Genomic DNA, 18119 nt, shown 5'->3' on the forward strand with positions numbered 1-18119 from the left:
TTGCTGCCATGAATCAATTTAAACCCTGTTATGCTTCTGGATGATTTAGCTTATTTACTACTTGCTTATTCCGGAAAGTGACAGAAGAGGGATAATTACCTTCTAGCAAAGTCCAGAAATAGCCATCTGGCGCAACAAAGGAAAAACTAGTCTCGCCAAACTCATTACTAATGATGTCTGTAACTTTTTGTACATTACTTGCTTTGATGCGATCGCAATACTCCTGTATTCCCTTAACCCGATAGGTATATAAAGACATACCCAAGCTACCTGGTTGGGCTGCCTCAAAGCGCGATTCTAAATTAATATCTTCTGGGAATCGAATGATGTAAAGCCTACCACTGCGTGCAGCCATCAGGTCAGACTTAGAAGAACGGGGATCATCAAAGGTAGTGACAATAAACTTTTCACCAGGGTTAAGGTCAAAAATATCTCGACCGGCTGGCGAAGATTCATAGCTAGTTTCGACATCATCACGCACACGCAGCAAACCCAAAACTTCTTCATAAAACTTCAGGGTTTCTTTGCTGTCATCTTGAACGATGATCCCCATATGGGTAAATTGACTAACCTTGAGAGCAGCATTGTGGTTAACTTGTCCGTAATTTGGTAGTGTATAGCCAAACCGTTGAAATAAAACCTGGCGAGCTAAGGGTTGCAGTAGTAGCATTTCGCGCACACCAACTGCTGGCTCAATAAAAGGACGGCTTTTCCTCTCTTTGTTGTAGATGACTTCCCAATAAGGGTTAGTATGCCGAATAGGCAAACCTGCGGCTTTTGCATCCTCTATATGATTTAATATACTTAACAAATCTGCTGTTAAGCTTGTCGCCCAACGGTTTCCCTTAATTTTCATCGACGCTGTTCCTAAACCTTCATGGGTAGGATTTTGCCAAACCATCAGCCGAATCAAACCATGATCTGCATTTTGGTGGTAGAGGCGGATTGAGCGTAAAGATGAATTCACACCATATAATTGATTGGCTACATCTGCGGTTAATTCACCCACTTGACCAATGCGATAGCCAAATTGCTCCCAATACTGAATTGCAGAAATTGGCTCTGGGATGCCGATACACACTTCATAGATACCTTCTATTGCGGTTTGTTGTTCTTGAGTCATACGAATTTTGGATTTTAGATTTTAGATTTTAGATTGGGTCAAAATTATCAAAATTACTCGTTTCCTCGTTCCTCGTTCCCATGCAAAGCATGGGAATAGCTGATTAGGGGCGCTGCCTCTAGTAATATATTGAGTCAGAGCCTCAATGAATGCATTCCTATGTAGAGCATAGGAACGAGAGAAAGGGTTTACAAAAGTATCTCAGAAAGGATCTGAAAAGCAACAACTTTATTTTGTAGCTTATGATGTACCTACAAAAGTGAGATGCGACTGAATATAGAGTTTTTCTGATTGCACGTCATCAAGAATCGCCATGATGAGTGTCCATCTTTGCTGCATCACCTTCGCTGTGCCAATCTGATGCTCAAAGGGGCACAGAATATCCATCCCCGTGCGACTGCATTAGGGTTTGCTCATGGATTATGGGTGCGATCGCCTTTTTGTGACTTACCTTTAGCTGAGTGGACATTCCGCCTATCTGGAGAACTCTGCTTACAAGGAGCCTGTGAAAAATATATCCTCAAGTGTGCTGTAGAAAATTGGCTCCCGCCGGAAATTGTCTGGCGGCAAAAACGTGGTATGGGGGTTCCCTTAACTTCTTGGTGTTTAAATGATTTTTGGCATCAGCTGGGTATCTGGCTCAATCCAGAGATACTTCGCACTAACAATCACTTTTATCCGCAGATCGCAGCTCAAATCGTTGGAGGCAAACTAGGAGCAGCTATTCAAGGCCGTCGAATTGGTGAAACACTCTGGTTACTTATTATGTGGCAACTTTGGCGATCGCATGTTTTAAATGAAGAGCTAAACAAACAGTCCTGGGATCATCCGTTTTGGTTACCTCGTTGGCTATGGAGGAGTTATAAGCGATGGCAAGGTTAGATAAAAGTGAGGAGTTAGGGAGTAGAGACGCGATTAATCGCGTCTGTACAAGAGATACGATTAATCGCGTCTGTACAGGAGTTGGGAGTGAGCAATTAATCCCCCAATCTTCCTCATCTACCCTATTCTCCAGGGAACTTGCCCAGGAGTTACTAACTATCTACGGTTCTCCGCTTTATGTTTATCAGGGCGATCGCTTGCACGAAATTATTGAACGGATTACCAAAGCAGTCAGCTATCCGCGCACGCAATTTCGTTTTGCGAGTGTTACTAATGGCAACATTGCACTGTTAAAAATTTTTCACTTATTTGGGTGGGGACTTCATGCTAATACGCCAGGAGATATTTACCTGGGATTGCAAGCTGGTTTCGATCCTAGTGAGATTGTTTATAGCGGCAGCAATTTGAATCGGGCTGAGATGGTGCAAATTCTGAATTGGGGAGTTACAACTCTCAATCTTGATAGCCTTGCTCAGTTGCAGTTGTGCTGCGAAGTTTTGCCCAAAGGCACAGAGAAATCTATTCGGCTAGGTTTACGCCTCAATTTGCCGGAAATTAGCGGGGATAGCCGAATTGGTGTGCGTCCTGAAGAATTTTGTGATGCGATCGCTTTAACTGGTGAGGTTGGACTAAAGCTGAGTGGTTTACACTTTTATCGAGGGACTGGAACTAATGCTACAGCCGCTTTCACCCAGGTGATTGATACAGTAATTGCCACAGCACAACAGTTACCAGATTGGGAATATTTAGATTTTGGTGGTGGTTTTGGCTACCCTTATCATCACAACAAAGCAGCCTTTGACTGGGAAATCTTTGGGGCTGAGTTAACTCAGAGATTTACTAGTTTAGGACGGGAAATTGATTTAGTGATTGAACCGGGACGAGCTGCGATCGCCGGATGTGCAACTTTACTTGCTCAAGTTGTTTCTGTGAAATGGCAAGGAAAAAAACAGATTGTCGGAGTTAATACCACCATTGCTAATCTTTCAGTACCCTCAGTCCACGGCGGCTACCGAGAAATTGTCACTTGGAAGCAAGCAGACAAATCCCTAATTCCTCACTCCTGTACAGACGCGATTAATCGCATCTCTTGTACAGACGCGATTAATCGCGTCTCCTTATTTACAACTGATATTTGTGGTAACACCACATATTCACGAGATTATCTGGGGAAAAATTGTCAACTCCCAGTACTAGAAATTGGTGATATCGTTGCTATTTTAGATGTCGGTGCTTATGGTTATGCCATGTCATCTCACTTTTTACACCGCCCCAAACCTGCGGAAGTCTTGCTAGAAAATGGCACACATCGCTTGATTCGCCAACGAGAAGACTACAGTGTTCTATTAGCAAATCAGGTATTAAGTTAAGAACTATTTTATATCTTAAATTTGGGAGAGATAGTTACATGACTTACGCACAGGTAACGGAAAATCGAACCACAGAGTCCGCAGAGGACACGGAGGAATAAGAGTTTGAGAGGTTTTTTGCGTAAGTCCTAAGTTAGATTTAAAGAATAACGAATTACAAAGAAGATAAATAATTTTTTCCTGGCTCTTAATAACTAATATAAAACAACTAATATGAAGTGTATTAACTGCGGAACTGACAATAAACTAAAAGACCGGACAACTAATCAAGGTCGGTGTATAAAATGCAATCATCCCTTTGCATTTGAACCGACCAGTATGAGTAATGTTAAGATTACTGACCCTTTTTTTGTAAAGGCGATCGCTGACATTTCTGCAAACAATACCTTATTTTTTACACCAAAGCAACTGTTGTACTTGTTAGATAATCGTCTGAGAGCTAAATCATTTTCAGGATTTATCTGGTTGGTTCCATTTCTAATCCTTAGCTTTTTTACGGCGATTCCTAGTTCTTTTACAGTACCGTTTATTTTAAGTTTGATTCTGATTCTAATATTTTTAAAATCTAGTAAGTCTAGGAAGCTCAATAACAAAGCTCGTCAGGCAAATGCCAGGGCTTTACAAATTCTTGGAGGAATCATTTTTGTGGGAGAAATTTTATTTAGTATAACAGTAAATTTATTTGCTATATTTGTCATCGGCGTTACTATAGGAATGCTATCGATATACTTAGGAACTCGACAGTTAGGTAGAATTAGATTAATAACACAGGAATTGTTATTTTCTCAATCTCAAGTTAAAGATTGGCTAAACAGCTGGTAGCAAATCAATGGTTCAATTCTCAAAATTCTTCCTTCTTCAAACCAGGAGAATACACCAGCTACGGTTAATCCTGATGTGACTGCTTACAGTTTTGATAGATTAGTCGTTTGTGATAGTGCTGCCATTGCTCAACTATTAATTGCTAATAATTTTCACTTTGAAAATAACTGTGCAATTCTCAGCATTACTGGATATCCTCAAAGTATTTTTGACATTACAATGCAAATGCTGCGCCGTAATCCCGATTTGAAAGTCTATGCATTGCATGATTGCAATTCCCAAGGAATTGGTTTAATTCATAATTTGCGAACTAACGCTAATTGGTTTCTCAATAGTAATATTGTAATTATTGATATTGGACTAACGCCACGTCAAATTATCGCTACTAAGCGCGGAATATTTATTCAATCCTCTCCAGAATCAGCACAAGTAGCTAAACAATTGCCTGAAGAAGTTCGTCAAAGTTTATCCGCTGAAGAATTAGCATGGTTAGAATCAGGAAAGTTTGTGGAATTAGAATCTTGCACTCCCCAAAGAATAATTAAAGTTCTCCAAAAGGGTATTACTGGCAATCTAAATTTAGAAAGTGATGATAGTAGCTTGCTTTTAGTAGGTGATACGGGTAATGATATGTATATTGTTCAAAGTTTTGGTTGATATAGCCCAATACGCTTGGGTTAGCGCCAAAAACCTTAAGCTGTGTAGCTGCGTAGGTTGGGTTGAGGAACGTAGCAAGATCCCGCAGGGTAACCCAACATTTCCGGGGCTTTGTTGGATTGCGCTTTGCTTAATCCAACCTACAATATCAGGCGATGGCGTAGCCCAGAGCAGGCATCACACTTTTGATCTCAATGTCTGAGTCGTCCCCCTTGTTAAGGCTACGGTGTATACACAAGTTTAAAATAGCTTTAAATCTGGGTTTAGACTCTCGTATTACCCCACCCTAACCCTCCCCTTATAAAGGGGAGGGAACTAGATTTTCGGTTTCCCCCAATATATCGGGGGGATTAAGGGGGGTAATTCGACTTGTATATACACGGTAGCTTACCAAAGGGGACTACAGGGGGGTTAAAACGATCTCAAATTCTCACGAATGATTTAAAGACTGCTATATAAGCAACAGATACCTCGAAGTCATGTTGAGGTACTTGATAGTCGTGTTGAAGTACTCCAAAATCGTGTTGAGGTACTCCGAAGTCGTGTTGAGGTACTCCGAAGTCGTGTTGAGGTACTTCAAACTTTGTTGCACCGCGATCAAGTACACAGGTGTAATCGCTTTCATAAATCTCCACAAACAAAGTGATGTCTAAGACGGGTTATGCCTACGTTTGACTTTTAATACAGTTGCTACAATTTTTGACAAAGCCAAGCGTATTGTGATATAGCCAAAATGCGTAGGCGTAGCCCGTCGCAGCGATCGCATCTCAAATGTGCAAAATGCCCCTCAGACTGGAAATTGCTGGCTCACAACAGAAAATCTTATTCCTGTTAGAGAGCATTCGCCTTTGGAGGAAAACTTTTCGATTTACTGAAATTATGCAGAAATTGGAGTTCAGATGTAGTGAGATCGCGCCATTGACCCAATTGTAGGTCATCTAATTGTAGGTGGGCGATGCTGACTCTGACCAGTCGCAAAGTTGGAAACCCTACAGCCGCAGTCATGCGCCGTACTTGGCGATTTTTTCCCTCTGTCAAGCTCATTTCCAGCCAAGCTGTCGGGACATTTTTGCGAAATCTAATCGGCGGGGTGCGTTCAGGTAGCTGTGGCTCTGTTGGTAAGAGCCTAACTTCTGCTGGTTGAGTGCGGTAATCTTGAATTTCTACACCTGTTTGCAACCTTTTTATCGCATCTGCATCTGGAATTCGCTCTACCTGCACCCAGTAAATACGTTTATGACCAAAATGCGGATGGGCGAGGCGATGTTGCAATTGCCCATTGTTCGTTAACAGCAGCAACCCTTCACTATCCCAGTCTAAGCGTCCCACAGGATACACATCAGGTACATCAATATAATCTTTCAGGGTGCTATGTGTGGGAGCATCTTTTGTAAACTGGCTGAGAACGCCATAAGGTTTGTAAAAAATAATATATCGGTAATGATTTGTCATTGGGCATTGGGCATTGGGCATTGTTATTCTTCTGTTACTCTTCTGCTCCTTGCTCCCTGCTTCTATTCTCTAACGGAACTTAAACATTTTTGAGTGGAATAGGACTTACGCAAAATATCTCTGAAACTCTGATTTCTCTGTGTCGCGCCAGTTGCTTTAAGTCGGGGAACCACAAGGGCGCACTGGCTTCTCTGCGCCTCTGCGGTAGCCTGCGGCAAGCCGCTTCTCTACGTTCGCGCAGCGTGTCGCAGACAGACGCTCCGCGAATGCGTCTACGTTATTCGGTAACTGGTGCGTAAGTCCTATGGAAAATAAGCCTTCAAATACGCCCCCACATTAAGATGTGTTTATAGGGGAAAAAGAACGGACGCTCATCTCTAACGATTATTATTGCAGGTTGCTACAATTAATTTCCCTAGCGAGTGGGGAGACGAGCCGATTGTCATTAAAAGCTCTCCTCGCTGCTTGTTTCCATTCAATTAATTTCCCCAGCAAGTGGGAAGCTGAAGATCGGGGCGCTGGATCTGCCGTCAGCAGAATCCTCAGCCGACGAAGCGCGAAGGCGCCGGTCGCTGGCTCGCTGATCGTCGTCGTGCCGTCAATCGGTGCGTAGCACTCGGATGAGCTCTTCGGCCACGAGGTCGGGACGGGACAGAAACGGGTGGTGGCCGGCGGCAAGGTCGATCGAGCGAGTGGCCCGACCGGCGTGGAAGCGCTGCAAGGCGAGGGAGGTGCTACAGTCCTCCGTGCAGACGAAGTACGTCGAGAGCCTGCCCCGCCACGCCGCTCGGGTCGTCGGCGTCCCGAAGGCGCCTACCGATTGTGCAGTGAGACGATCCCACGCCTTGGCTCGGGTCTCCTCGTCTGTCAGGTCCTGCCAGAAGCGATCGCCGAACGATGAAGCAGTGTAGCCGGCGATGCGGACTGTGCCGTCGTCGTCCGGCGCAACCCCGACCGGGTCTTGCTCGCCGCTCATGATGTCGGCCTGCGACTGCCCCACGTCCGGCAGGTACGAGGTGATGTACACCAGGTGGCGAGTGGCAGGGTGGTCGGCGCCCTCCGCGATCACCGTGCCGCCGTAGGAGTGCCCGACGACGACGGCCTCGTCCACGTTATCGAGTGCGGCGCACAGCGCCCGAGCATCTTCGAGCAGATCGGCGGCGCCGGGTATGGCGCCCTCGCCGCAGGACGGCAGCTCGACCGCCCGGCTCACCGTGCCGGTTCGCTCATGGATTCGCTCGGCGACCCGCTGCCACCACCATGCGCCATCCCGGACGAGTGCGCCGTGCACGAACAGGATCTCCACCATCTCCGTCTTCTCTCCTTGCTCCGGCGCGGATCTCCCGGGCGGTGTTGTCAGTTTCCATTCAATTAATTGTAGCAATGCGTCTGAAAGTCCATCAATCAGGTTCTTTAGTACATCTCGCATTGAGTCTTTAGACCACAAACTCATTGCTATTATTAGACAAATTATCAGTTGTGCTGGTAACGACCGATGGCGTTCTTCTTCGACTTTGGTTTTAGCGGTAAGCGTTCGCGGAGCGTCTGTCTGCGACACGCTGCGCGAACGTAGAGAAGCCATGCCGTAGGCTTATCGCTTGTTCGATTGCCTCTGTTGGGATGTCTATCTCTATTGCTTTGAATATCTCAGTAGCTTGTATCTTGGGAGACACGAGTGAGAATTCTTTGAGATGCACTATATTTTATTTCCATTCTTGGTAATACCCTTTAGTCTATATGACTTTGAGGCTTAACTGAACCGTATTGCTCTATGACTAACTACTTTCGCTCCAATGTTAATGCAATGGCTAGCTACATTCCCGGTGAGCAGCCCCAACGCGGTACACAGATTATTAAACTCAACAGCAACGAAAACCCCTATCCTCCTTCCCCTGCTGCATTAGCTGTATTGCAAAATATTGATGGCGAGTGGTTGCGGCGGTATCCAGAACCTTTCGGGGAAGAATTTCGGCAAGCTGCAAGTAAAGTTTTAGGAGTTCCTAGTGATTGGATCATTGTTGGAAATGGCAGTGATGAATTGTTGAGTGTGGTGATTCGAGCCTGTGCAGAACCTGGCAAGAAAGTAGTTTATCCGATGCCAACTTACGTGCTATATCGCACATTGGCAGAAATGCAAGCTGCGGAAATTATTGAGATTCCCTACAGCGAAGAATACAATTTACCTTTAAAAGAACTGGTTGCTGTCGATGGTTCTGTGACATTCATTGCGTCACCTAATAGTCCATCGGGGCATGTGGTAGCAACAAATGATCTGCGAAAATTAGCCAGCCAGTTATCTGGAGTTTTAGTGATTGACGAAGCATATATAGATTTTACCGAAGAGAATGCATTGGCTTTGGTAAAGGAATACGAAAATATCATCGTAATTCGCACACTTTCTAAAGGGTACTCATTGGCAGGATTGCGTCTGGGGTTTGGAGTCGCAAATCCCAAACTGTTGCAAGGATTGTTTAAGGTGAAGGATAGCTATAACATTGATGCGATCGCTTGTGCAATTGGCACGGCTGCGATTACCGATCAAGCTTATAAAAATGCTTGTGTGGCAAAGATTAAAGCATCACGGACTAAGTTAGCAACAGACTTAAAACAATTAGGTTTTTATCTTTGGGATTCTCAAGCTAACTTTTTGTTAGCACAGCCAAGAGAAGAAAATGCAGAATATCTCTATCAAAAACTGAAGGAGCGGAGAATTTTAATCCGCTACTTCAAGCAGCCTGGACTAGATGATAAATTACGCATTACTGTTGGCACCGATGAACAAAATCAGGCTTTAGTGGAGGCGTTGATTTATTTGTTAGAGACTGATACCAATTCTGTATGAAAATGCGCCAAACTATATAAGAAACGAACCGCAAAGGGCGCATACTTCTACGGAGAAGCAAGCTACGCGTAGCGTCTCGTAGAGAAGGACACAAAGAAAGAAAATTTGGCGCAGCCTCACAAAGAAATGCTATGAGAACAAGAGGATCTAAAACCTCGGCTACGCCTTGAATTTTGACTTCTCTGTTTCTGATAAATTGCTTGTTGCATGAAGTTTACTTTCTGAGCGCTGCACAGCATATATATAGTGCGGTATATCACGCCAGAGTGTCTCTTGAACGACCTTGAGACCGTTCTTTTCAGCTACACGCCGAGAGGGAATGTTTTCTGGACGAATCAGGGAAATGACACGATCGCTGCGACCCAGGATGTTAAAGGCGTAGTCCTGGCAAGCATATGCAGCTTCAGTTGCGTAACCCTGCATTTGTTGGTCACGGCGGACGTGGTATCCAATTTCGAGTTCTTGGTGTCCCTCGATTTCCTGCCAAACTAGTCCGCAGTCGCCGATTACCTCGCCCGTCGCCTTGAGAACCATCGCCCACAAGCCCATGCCGTGCTGTGCGTAGTTGCGGCGCTGCCGATCAATCCACTTTTGCACCATCTCGCGGTCAAACGGCTTTGGATAGTAGCGCATCGACTCTGCATCACCGAGGACAAGCAGTAGCGCATCGAGATCAGAAAACGTCATTTCCCGCAATAGTAGGCGATCGGTTTCCAATATCATGAGAGTTCAATCCAATCTAAGTACAGCATTTCATTAATTCGTAGCGAATTAAATTTGGCAATACCCTGCAATGCCAATGCATCGGCTTGCATTGTTAATGCGTCGGCTGCATTGTTAATTTGTTGGAATGCATTGTTAATGTATCCCGATACAATGCCAATGCATTTCAAACAATGTTAATGTGTTCCCCTGCATTCAAAATGCTACGCTTCTGTGCAAAACTGTATTAAGCCCAGTTGCTTACTACAACAATCTTGAACTTACTTTCACCAGACAAATCGTAGTCTAAAGAGCCGTAGTGTTGCAAAGCCCAGTCTTGCAAATCTTGAATTGCACGGGCAAAAATATCATCTGGGATGTGCCAGGTATTGCCATAAACCTTGTTTCTATAATATTCAAGCAATTTACCTACAGTCAGTTCAGATCGCCATTTGGCTGCAACCACTGTTTCCAAATTTGCTCCTTGTTCGTGCAACTCACCTAAAACCTCTTCTTGTGTTGCACCATAGCCAGGTAAAGGGTAATCATAGCTAGCAATAATATCTTGCCAACGTTGCTGAAAATCGAACCTACCCTGATTCACATCTTCATTAACTTTGCTAAAATTCATATTACCGTGAGTGTAGAGGTAAATTCCCCCTGGTTTGAGAACTCGGCGAATTTCTGCTAGTGCTTGCTTCCAAGCAGAAACTAAGTGAAACACATGAACTGTCAACGCCACATCGAAAGAGTTATCAGCAAATGGTAGAGAAGTTGCATCTCCCTTGATTGCTGTAAGTTGGTGAGACACACCCTCTAGCTTTTGGTGCAACTCAGCTAGCATTTTTTCAGAGATATCGACACCAGTGTAAGAATAGCCTCTTTTTGCGATCGGGATAGCAATTCTACCAGTGCCGATACCTGTTTCATAGAATTTGGTTTCTGCTGTTGGTGAAACTAGATTGAGGATAAAATCTGTGATTTGCTCGGAAATACCTGGGGGTAGTGCCCGTGTAGCATCGTAGATATCAGAAACGCGATCAAATGAAATTGTTGCAGTCATATATCTTTTATCCTTTTGTGATGGTTATTGACAAAGGCAAATACAGTCAGAAGACTAAGAAAATTGCACTTTACCAAGTTTTTTTAGAGCAAAGAATAATGAACTAATATGTAATGTTTGCAGCAATATACCATTATCAATATTTTTGATTAGCTTTTCTATAAGTAATAAAACTACATCAATTTGTTCTGTAACGTCTAACTTCAAATCAGCTACACATTCTACATCTGTTGCTAAAAAAAAATGGGTTAGATTAGTATGATTCGCTGGGTTTGGTGATAGTATACCAGTTTCAATAAAATTATTGCTAGTGTAACCTGTTTCTTCCAATAGTTCGCGTTTTGCTGCTGCTAGTGGCGAAATATCTTCTACCTCTAAAGCACCGCTAGGCAATTCTAAAATTGTTTTTTTCAGACCGTGACGATATTGATTTACTAATACAATTTCCTGATTTTTTGTTAAAGCTACAACATTTACCCACGTTGGATATTCCAGAACATAATAGGGGGCAACTATTGTTCCGTTAGGCATTTGGCAAATATCAGACCGGACTGAAATCCATCTGTCTTTCACTACATGCCTAGATTTTAATAAAATCCAATCAAATGAATGCACCATATTTAAACCTATATTTGTCTGCTGATGGCATTAATTATTTCTAATAATTTTAAATCTAGTAAAGGTAGTACTATCGCCACCCACTATTTTTTCTGAAAGCGAATGTTTAACTATAACTAGTCTTTGTACATTTTCCCTTAAAGCCACTGTCATGTTTAATTCATTGAATGCATGTTACTAGAATCACTGGATTTTTTGCTGTCACGCAGATTTTTGTGGCAGCAATACGAGGATTTGAAATTCACACTGGCAATAATGAAACATGGGCTGAAACCACTTTCCATCCTTCGGTAAACCTATACCAAGTCTGGCTTTGTCGCCCGAAACGTTCTACACCATTAATATTGCGGTAAAACTCTAAAGTTACTGTTGCTGCATCTTTCCCAAAGGTTACAACCTTGAGATTTGAGATTTCTCGCTCTATTTTCGGGCTTGGACGAGAGGCGCGAAATTTACGAATTTCATCACCGCCATAGAGGTTTTCTGTGATCCCAAACCGTACCACTTCTGCCCCATCCCAAAACAAGCTATCCATCACCTCCAAATTGTTATTACAAAGAGCTTCTTCATACTTGAGGTACAAATCAGTTACTTCAGTTACAACAGTAGGATCATTTACGGTAGTCATATCGCTTCGCTCTAATTCGTAATTGTTAATTCGTAACACGTAATTGCACTCTGAGCATAAGGGACTTCCAAGAAATAAATTATCCAAATAAACGTAGACGCGCAGCGGCTTGCCGCAGGCTACCACTCCAGACACAGAGAAGCCAGTGCGCCCTTGCGGTTCCCCGACTTGTTCGCGCAGCGTCTCCGATAGGAGAAGCAACTGGCGCAACACAGAGAGAGGAGAAATGAGAAGGTTTTTGCGTCAGTTTTAGGACATTTTTTTATTTGGAAGTCCCTAAATCGATACGCTTGGGTTAAGGCTAAAACAATGAATAGGGGGCGATCATACCTGAATTAATTACGAATTATTTGGTCACGAAAGATGGAGATTTGCTGCATAAAGAAAATTGAGCCTGCAATACAAATACTTGCACCAAGGATGACAGTATTGCCACTAGCAATTTTGCTTGCTAGTGCGCCAGCTATTAAGTTGCCTATAGCTACTGCGCCTGTAGATGCCATAACGTAAAGACCTGTAATTTGCCCACGATTTTCATCGCTCACCAACAATTGAAGTAAAGTGCGTCCGGCAATTAATCTGCAAAATAAAGCCGAAACCAGCTGCCAACAAGGAGAGCAGCGAAAGCCAGAACATACGGGATAGGGCAAAGACAATCAGGCTTACCCCCATAAAGCCTATGCCCAATGCCAGAACTTTACCCAACTCCAGTACATTGTTATGCCTAGTTAAATAGATACCACCAGCTAAGGTTCCCACACTGGAAGCTGTCATCAAGAAGCCGAAGCTGTTAGGCCCGCCCTGCAAAATCTCCTTAGCAAAAATCGGCCCCAAAGCTAAGTAAAATCCCCACACACAGCAGACTAAAGCTGAACCAATCAAGACTGATCGAATTGGCAAAAATCCAAAGGCATAGTTAAAACTAGTTTTTAATTCTTCTAAAGGTTTGCGCTCAGAAATGACGTCTGTTTTGGATGTCAGTTACATTCCCAGGAGGGCAATAATTACGGCAACGTAACTGATAGTATCGATCAGGAAACAAAGCCCCGATCCCACCGCCGCAATTAACAAGCCTGCGTAGCTTGCCGCCGTAGGCATCGCAGGCCCAAGCATTACTGAAACACTAACCAGGGAGGAGTACAAGGCGATCGCATTACCAAGATTTTCCTTACTGACCGTTTCTGGTAGAAATGCCTGTCAGGTAGGAATATCGAAGGCGTTGATTATCCCTTGCAACACACCAAGAAGTGCAATCTGCCAGACGTTAATAGTACCATTCAATGCCAGCCAAGTCAGAGCTGAAGATTGAAGCATCCCTAGAATTTGGGCGACAACCAAAATGTGGTGACGGTTCGTGCGATCGGTGATAATTCCACCCAGAGGAATCAAAACAAGAGTGGGAATTTAGCTAGCAAAGCCCACCAGGCCCAGCAACCAGGCGGAATCGGTGAGGCAATACACCAGCCAACTAGTAGCCACTTGAGTCATTGACGTACCAATCAGAGAAATTGCTTGACCTATGTAGTACAGGCGAAAATTTCTGGAGCCAAAAGCACGAAGCATGACCTGTGATTTTCTTGATGCTTCCATACATCACCCCTCAGTAGTTCCCAGTCCTTAACCGTGAATAAAAAAGTAGGCAGTCATGCTAAAGGCAACAATCATGACAAATTCCGAATTAAGTGCGGTTCAAGTTTACGGGCATAGTGGGCGCTTAAGTAACCACCGAGGGAGCCACCCATGGCCATTAAAATCACTTGATGCCAAGCAATCACACCTGCAAAAATAAATGGAACGATCGCAATACCATTGACACAACTCCCTAAAAATGTCTTAAAAGCATTCATTGGGTGAATACTTTTGATACCTAAAAATGTCAGAGTCGCCAGCATTAAAATCCCTAAACCTGCGCCGAAGAAACCGCCATAAATTGCGATCGCTAGTTGAGCCAGTACCAAATTAAACAAGGGTACAGACTCAGGCGATGACTTCTGGTTTTGACGCTGCAACCACTTTTTGAAAGGTTCACCAAAGGTAAACACCAGGGTTGCTAACAGTAACAGATAGGGAATAAGCTTTTTAAACACATCTGGTGATGTATATAACAAAGCTACGGAGCCGATTATGCCACCAACTAAACTGACACCACATAAAAGTAAAAAATCTCGCCGCTTGATGTCTAAATCTTGACGATATGCTCCAGCACTTGCTAGAGCAGCCACCCAAATCGCGGTATTATTCGTGGCGTTAGCTGCGATCGGGGATACACCTGTAAAGATGAGAGTTGGAAAGGTGATAAAGCTTCCACCACCCGCGACAGCGTTTAACCCGCCTGCAATGAAAGCGGTACTAAACAGAAGTAAACTATGGAAAAGTGTTAAAGATGGCGGCATTATTTACGAATTATAAGTCTGGGAATATCATTTGGAGAATGGGCAATCAAGTCAGCACCATGAGCTTTTAATTCCTCCTCAGTTCCATAGCCATAGGTAACGCCAATTGAAGCAATGTGATGGTGCTTGGCTCCAATGATGTCATGTGAGCGTTAGCGTTCGCGCAGCGTTCCGCAGGAAAGCTTAACAAAGTTATCGCCTACCATCACCACAGTGGAAGGTAAAAGTTTTTCTGTTAATAAAATATGGTGAATTAAGTCGCCTTTAACGCTTCAACTTCCGTCAAGTTCACTACCATAAACATCATCAAAAAGCAACGGCAAGCCAAAATATTCAATAATCCGCATAGCATAAATGTATGGCTTGGAAGTCGCAACAAAAGTTTTATAACCAGCAAAACAAATGGCTTTTAGAATTTCTGGAATCTGGGGATAAAGGGAGTTTTCAAATAATCCAATGGTGGCAAAGCGACGACGATACAGTGAAATAGCCTGTTCAATTACTGTGCCATCTAAGGTCTTCAGTAACTGCGAAAAGCTGTCTTTCAGTGGTGGACTAATACACCAATGCAATTCCTCAGCATCTGGTAGTTTGTAACCGAGTTCAGATAGAGCATACTGAATGCAGCAAGTGATACCAAGCTTAGGATCTGTTAATGTCCCATCTAAATCAAAAAGGACAGCGGAGTCAGGCATATTTTATATAAATTCGTAATTAACAAAGTCAAATTTGTTCTGGATTTACAGGAGAGCATCTGTAGCTTGATTTTGGATAATTGATATTACATAAAATATTCTAAAAGCTCCAATCCCCGCTCTCCAGTCCCAGCTTGATCACAATTTAACTCCTATTTTTGAGCGATTTAACAAAACCTTCGGCACTAAGTAACGCAATCCCCAATGTGACAATACCAATCCCCACGCTCTGAATCACGTTTAAAGTTTCGCTAATAGTTACCCATGCAACTAGTGCCGTCAATGCTGGACTGCTAGAGCCAATTATGGAGGCGGTAGATGCGCCAACCATGCGAATCCCCACATTGTTTAGAGTGTGTCCAATAAAGCTGACCAGACCCGAAAATATGCTGCCAATCCATAGGGGTGTCCAGTCAAGTTGGGCGCTTTTAGCTGGCCAGAACAGTAAGCTAGCACCGGAGAGCAGTAGAGTGCAGGCAAAACTGATCCAGGTAAAGGGAACTGGATGGAATTTTTCTAAACATTTTTGAGCAATGATGCAATAAAAGGCGTAAACGATTCCAGCACTAACACTAGCGAAAATGCCGATCGCAATGGTATGACTGCTGTAGGTGGCAGAAGATTGGGGAATGGTGAGAGCGCTTCCCACTAGAATAATACCGATCACTAGCCAACGGAACAATGTGGGGCGATCGCCAAAAAACCTCCAAGACAGCAACGCTGTAAATACGGGATAGGTGAAGAACAGGGTCAAGGCAATGCCTGTGGGAATTAAGCCAATAGCAATGTAGAGTGAGGCAATATACACAAACATCAGTACCCCACAGCCAAGAGCTTGGATTAGAATATCCCTGCGTTCATGTAGTGCGCCGGAGGCATCGCGATTGAATAAGTATTTTAATTCTTTAAGAGCAGATGGATATAGCTTAAATGATAGAGATGCCATGAGTGGAACCACTAACAGCATTCGCATGAACATCAGCAAGAATGAATTCTGCAAATCCGGTTTAACGTATCCACCAAGTAAAAATAAACCCAGTACAAGATGTTCTGAAAACAAAACTCGGACAGTAACGTTGTGAAACGTCAAAACAAAGGAGGATAGTAGAACCGTTAGGATGCCCAACACGATAAAAAGTTTCCCTAGAGAAGACCTGATTGTATTGTTAAAACCTAACAAATCAGATAAAGTTTGAGGAAATCAAAGCCGTCGCTTCAAAAACACTGCCAGTTATTCAATCAGAACTTCTATCCCATATAGCGAAACCATCTGCGAGGAAAACCATGTCAAATTTGCCTCGTTCAGCCCTCTGTGCCAGCAAAGGGGAGTGGGGAACAGGGAGAGAAGGCAGGGGAGTAGAGTTGAAAGACTCATTAACGGAGTTGAAAGACTCATTCACGGAGTTCAAAGACTCGTGAACGGAGTTGAAAGACTCGTTCACGAGTATCAAAGACTCGTTCACGAGTATCAAAGACTCGTTCACGGAGTTGAAAGACTCGTTCACGGAGTTCAAAGACTCATTCACGAGTATCAAAGACTCATTCACGAGTATTAAACACTCATCTGTGAGTATCAAAGACTCGTCAGCGAATATCAAAGACTTGTCGGCGAGTATCAAAGACTCATCCCCTATTCCCCATGCCCAATGCCCAATACTTCTTTACGAGAGGCTGCGCCAACGACCCCGGCTCCATCGAGCGTACCCCTACGGGGAAGCAAGCTACGCGTAGCGTCTCGTAGAGAAGCCGAGATGCTCAAGTATTACGCAGTCACAGCCTGGTGTCGGTTGTACTGAGAAGCGTCTCCCTTGATAGCTTCACTTTGTTTACCATCGATGCCAACTGGGAGGTCACCGACAATTGTGACTCGTTGAACGTGGCGGGGCTGGTCGCCGTAATCTGCGATCGCATAATGTTGAGTAGCTCGGTTGTCCCAAAAGGCTACATCACCAACTTGCCAACGCCAACGGACTGTGTTCTCAGGACGTGTTACATAGGCTTGTAACAGTCGGAGAATATCATCTGATTCAGTTGTTGATAAGCCACGGAACTGGCGCACAAATCCGCCGATGAATAGCCCCCGCTCTCCAGATTCGGGATGGATGCGTACAACTGGGTGCAGAGTTTCGTATACAGTCGAGGTGAAGACAGCCCGGTAAGCCTTGGCATCTTCAGGTAGGTCGAATGCAGTTGCATAGTCGAATTTGTTGCTGTGTACTGCCCAAAGTTGGTCTGCGAGATTACGCAGATGGGTAGGTAAATCTTGGTAGGCAGTTACTGAGTTTGCCCAGATTGTGTCGCCACCAGTCGGGGGAATGTCAAGCGATCGTAAGATAGAGCCGAGAGGAGGACGGTCTACAAATGTCACATCGGTATGCCAGTTATTGGCGCGGGAAGTGGTGCGACCATAATTCAGGTCTAAGATTTCTGGATTTTCTGGCAGCGCTGGTACAGTGGGGTGGGCTGTAGTGACTTCACCGAAACGACGAGCGAAGGCGACCTGTCCAGCAGCATCAAGTTGTTGCTGACCACGGAAAAAGATCACTTTGTATTTGACTAGAGTCTTGCGAATATCGCTGATGATGTCATCGCTGAGGTTAGAACTCAGATTAACACCAATAATTTCAGCACCGATACGTCCTGCAACTGGTTTGATATCAAAGTATTGAGAACCCATGTTTTTTATCTCCAAGAAGTTTATGTTTGGGACTAGCCTTTTTAAGGTGGGTGAAAATTTGGATCAAAAAACTCCTCTTTAACCTCTTATATCAAGTCCGGGTAATTAGTTATGATTCCCACAATCGTTGCACCCCACCCCCAGCCCCTCCCCGCAAGCGGGGAGGGGAGACAAAGCGTAGCTTTGGCGGGGTGG

General features: G+C 44.1%; 21 protein-coding genes and 2 pseudogenes. 6 read left to right on the top strand and 17 right to left on the bottom strand.

From position 1 onward, the window contains the following. Positions 1-28: 28 nt before the first annotated feature. Positions 29-1123 carry a VOC family protein gene (locus tag V7K48_RS06020; protein ID WP_335070532.1) on the bottom strand — a complete coding sequence of 365 codons (1095 nt, stop codon included), beginning with the start codon at positions 1121-1123 and terminating at the stop codon, positions 29-31. A gap of 291 nt (positions 1124-1414) precedes the next feature. Here V7K48_RS06020 and V7K48_RS06025 point away from each other — a divergent pair, with 291 nt between their 5' ends. The 4 genes from V7K48_RS06025 (at position 1415) to V7K48_RS06040 (ending at position 4854) form a co-directional block, all read left to right on the top strand. Then, complete coding sequence (locus V7K48_RS06025) at positions 1415-2005, top strand: asparagine synthase C-terminal domain-containing protein (protein ID WP_335070534.1); 591 nt, start codon at positions 1415-1417, stop codon at positions 2003-2005. Then, positions 1993-3375 carry a diaminopimelate decarboxylase family protein gene (locus V7K48_RS06030; protein ID WP_335070536.1) on the top strand — a complete coding sequence of 461 codons (1383 nt, stop codon included), beginning with the start codon at positions 1993-1995 and terminating at the stop codon, positions 3373-3375. Before V7K48_RS06025 ends, V7K48_RS06030 begins: the two co-directional genes overlap by 13 nt. Positions 3376-3693: 318 nt before the next feature. Next, positions 3694-4197, top strand: coding sequence for a hypothetical protein (locus tag V7K48_RS06035; RefSeq protein ID WP_335070538.1), 504 nt, complete (start codon positions 3694-3696; stop codon positions 4195-4197). A gap of 75 nt (positions 4198-4272) precedes the next feature. Then, positions 4273-4854: a hypothetical protein gene (locus tag V7K48_RS06040; RefSeq protein ID WP_335070540.1), complete on the top strand. Its 582-nt coding sequence runs from the start codon at positions 4273-4275 to the stop codon at positions 4852-4854. A gap of 422 nt (positions 4855-5276) precedes the next feature. Here V7K48_RS06040 and V7K48_RS06045 read toward each other — a convergent pair whose 3' ends face one another. Both V7K48_RS06045 and V7K48_RS06050 read right to left on the bottom strand, forming a co-directional pair. Next, on the bottom strand, positions 5277-5489 hold the full coding sequence (locus V7K48_RS06045) for a hypothetical protein (RefSeq protein ID WP_335070542.1): 213 nt from the start codon (positions 5487-5489) through the stop codon (positions 5277-5279). A 196-nt stretch (positions 5490-5685) separates the two neighbouring features. Beyond that, positions 5686-6306 carry an rRNA large subunit pseudouridine synthase E gene (locus V7K48_RS06050; RefSeq protein ID WP_335070544.1) on the bottom strand — a complete coding sequence of 207 codons (621 nt, stop codon included), beginning with the start codon at positions 6304-6306 and terminating at the stop codon, positions 5686-5688. Between the two features lie 89 nt (positions 6307-6395). Here V7K48_RS06050 and V7K48_RS06055 point away from each other — a divergent pair, with 89 nt between their 5' ends. Continuing rightward, a complete protein-coding gene (locus V7K48_RS06055; protein ID WP_335070546.1) occupies positions 6396-6605 on the top strand; it encodes a hypothetical protein in 210 nt (69 codons plus the stop codon). 299 nt (positions 6606-6904) lie between these two features. Here V7K48_RS06055 and V7K48_RS06060 read toward each other — a convergent pair whose 3' ends face one another. Continuing rightward, positions 6905-7615, bottom strand: coding sequence for an alpha/beta hydrolase (locus tag V7K48_RS06060; protein WP_335070672.1), 711 nt, complete (start codon positions 7613-7615; stop codon positions 6905-6907). A gap of 57 nt (positions 7616-7672) precedes the next feature. Then, a pseudogene (locus V7K48_RS06065) lies at positions 7673-7888 on the bottom strand (transposase domain-containing protein); the annotation flags it as partial. 189 nt (positions 7889-8077) lie between these two features. Here V7K48_RS06065 and hisC point away from each other — a divergent pair. Continuing rightward, on the top strand, positions 8078-9148 hold the full coding sequence (gene hisC, locus V7K48_RS06070; protein ID WP_335070548.1) for a histidinol-phosphate transaminase: 1071 nt from the start codon (positions 8078-8080) through the stop codon (positions 9146-9148). A 159-nt stretch (positions 9149-9307) separates the two neighbouring features. Here the strand turns inward: hisC and V7K48_RS06075 are convergent, their stop codons facing one another. From V7K48_RS06075 to V7K48_RS06130, 12 genes and pseudogenes are all read right to left on the bottom strand, one after another. After that, complete coding sequence (locus V7K48_RS06075) at positions 9308-9871, bottom strand: GNAT family N-acetyltransferase (RefSeq protein WP_335070550.1); 564 nt, start codon at positions 9869-9871, stop codon at positions 9308-9310. Beyond that, positions 9868-10041: a hypothetical protein gene (locus V7K48_RS06080; protein ID WP_335070552.1), complete on the bottom strand. Its 174-nt coding sequence runs from the start codon at positions 10039-10041 to the stop codon at positions 9868-9870. The genes V7K48_RS06075 and V7K48_RS06080 overlap by 4 nt, the downstream gene beginning before the upstream one ends. A 56-nt stretch (positions 10042-10097) precedes the next feature. Then, a complete protein-coding gene (locus V7K48_RS06085; RefSeq protein WP_335070554.1) occupies positions 10098-10913 on the bottom strand; it encodes a class I SAM-dependent methyltransferase in 816 nt (271 codons plus the stop codon). A gap of 54 nt (positions 10914-10967) precedes the next feature. Beyond that, positions 10968-11531 (bottom strand): NUDIX hydrolase, encoded by a 564-nt coding sequence (locus V7K48_RS06090; protein ID WP_335070556.1) that lies wholly within the window; start codon positions 11529-11531, stop codon positions 10968-10970. A gap of 241 nt (positions 11532-11772) precedes the next feature. Then, positions 11773-12369: an oxalurate catabolism protein HpxZ gene (hpxZ, locus tag V7K48_RS06095; RefSeq protein ID WP_335070558.1), complete on the bottom strand. Its 597-nt coding sequence runs from the start codon at positions 12367-12369 to the stop codon at positions 11773-11775. Between the two features lie 125 nt (positions 12370-12494). Beyond that, the gene (locus V7K48_RS06100; RefSeq protein ID WP_335070560.1) at positions 12495-12704 is read right to left on the bottom strand and encodes a hypothetical protein; all 210 of its coding nucleotides are present in this window, start codon (positions 12702-12704) and stop codon (positions 12495-12497) included. Then, positions 12694-13548 (bottom strand): annotated as a pseudogene (locus tag V7K48_RS06105) (MFS transporter). Before V7K48_RS06105 ends, V7K48_RS06100 begins: the two are co-directional and overlap by 11 nt. A 15-nt stretch (positions 13549-13563) precedes the next feature. After that, positions 13564-13722, bottom strand: a complete 159-nt coding sequence (locus V7K48_RS06110; protein WP_335070562.1) for a hypothetical protein — start codon at positions 13720-13722, stop codon at positions 13564-13566. Positions 13723-13820: 98 nt separating this feature from the next. Beyond that, on the bottom strand, positions 13821-14552 hold the full coding sequence (locus tag V7K48_RS06115; protein WP_335070564.1) for a sulfite exporter TauE/SafE family protein: 732 nt from the start codon (positions 14550-14552) through the stop codon (positions 13821-13823). A 272-nt stretch (positions 14553-14824) separates the two neighbouring features. After that, a complete protein-coding gene (locus tag V7K48_RS06120; protein ID WP_335070567.1) occupies positions 14825-15247 on the bottom strand; it encodes an HAD hydrolase-like protein in 423 nt (140 codons plus the stop codon). Between the two features lie 145 nt (positions 15248-15392). Next, positions 15393-16337 (bottom strand): DMT family transporter, encoded by a 945-nt coding sequence (locus V7K48_RS06125; protein WP_335070569.1) that lies wholly within the window; start codon positions 16335-16337, stop codon positions 15393-15395. Between the two features lie 672 nt (positions 16338-17009). After that, positions 17010-17924 (bottom strand): TauD/TfdA dioxygenase family protein, encoded by a 915-nt coding sequence (locus V7K48_RS06130; RefSeq protein ID WP_335070571.1) that lies wholly within the window; start codon positions 17922-17924, stop codon positions 17010-17012. Positions 17925-18119 lie beyond the last annotated feature (195 nt).

This window comes from Nostoc sp., assembly GCF_036919615.1.
Lineage (GTDB): Bacteria > Cyanobacteriota > Cyanobacteriia > Cyanobacteriales > Nostocaceae > Nostoc.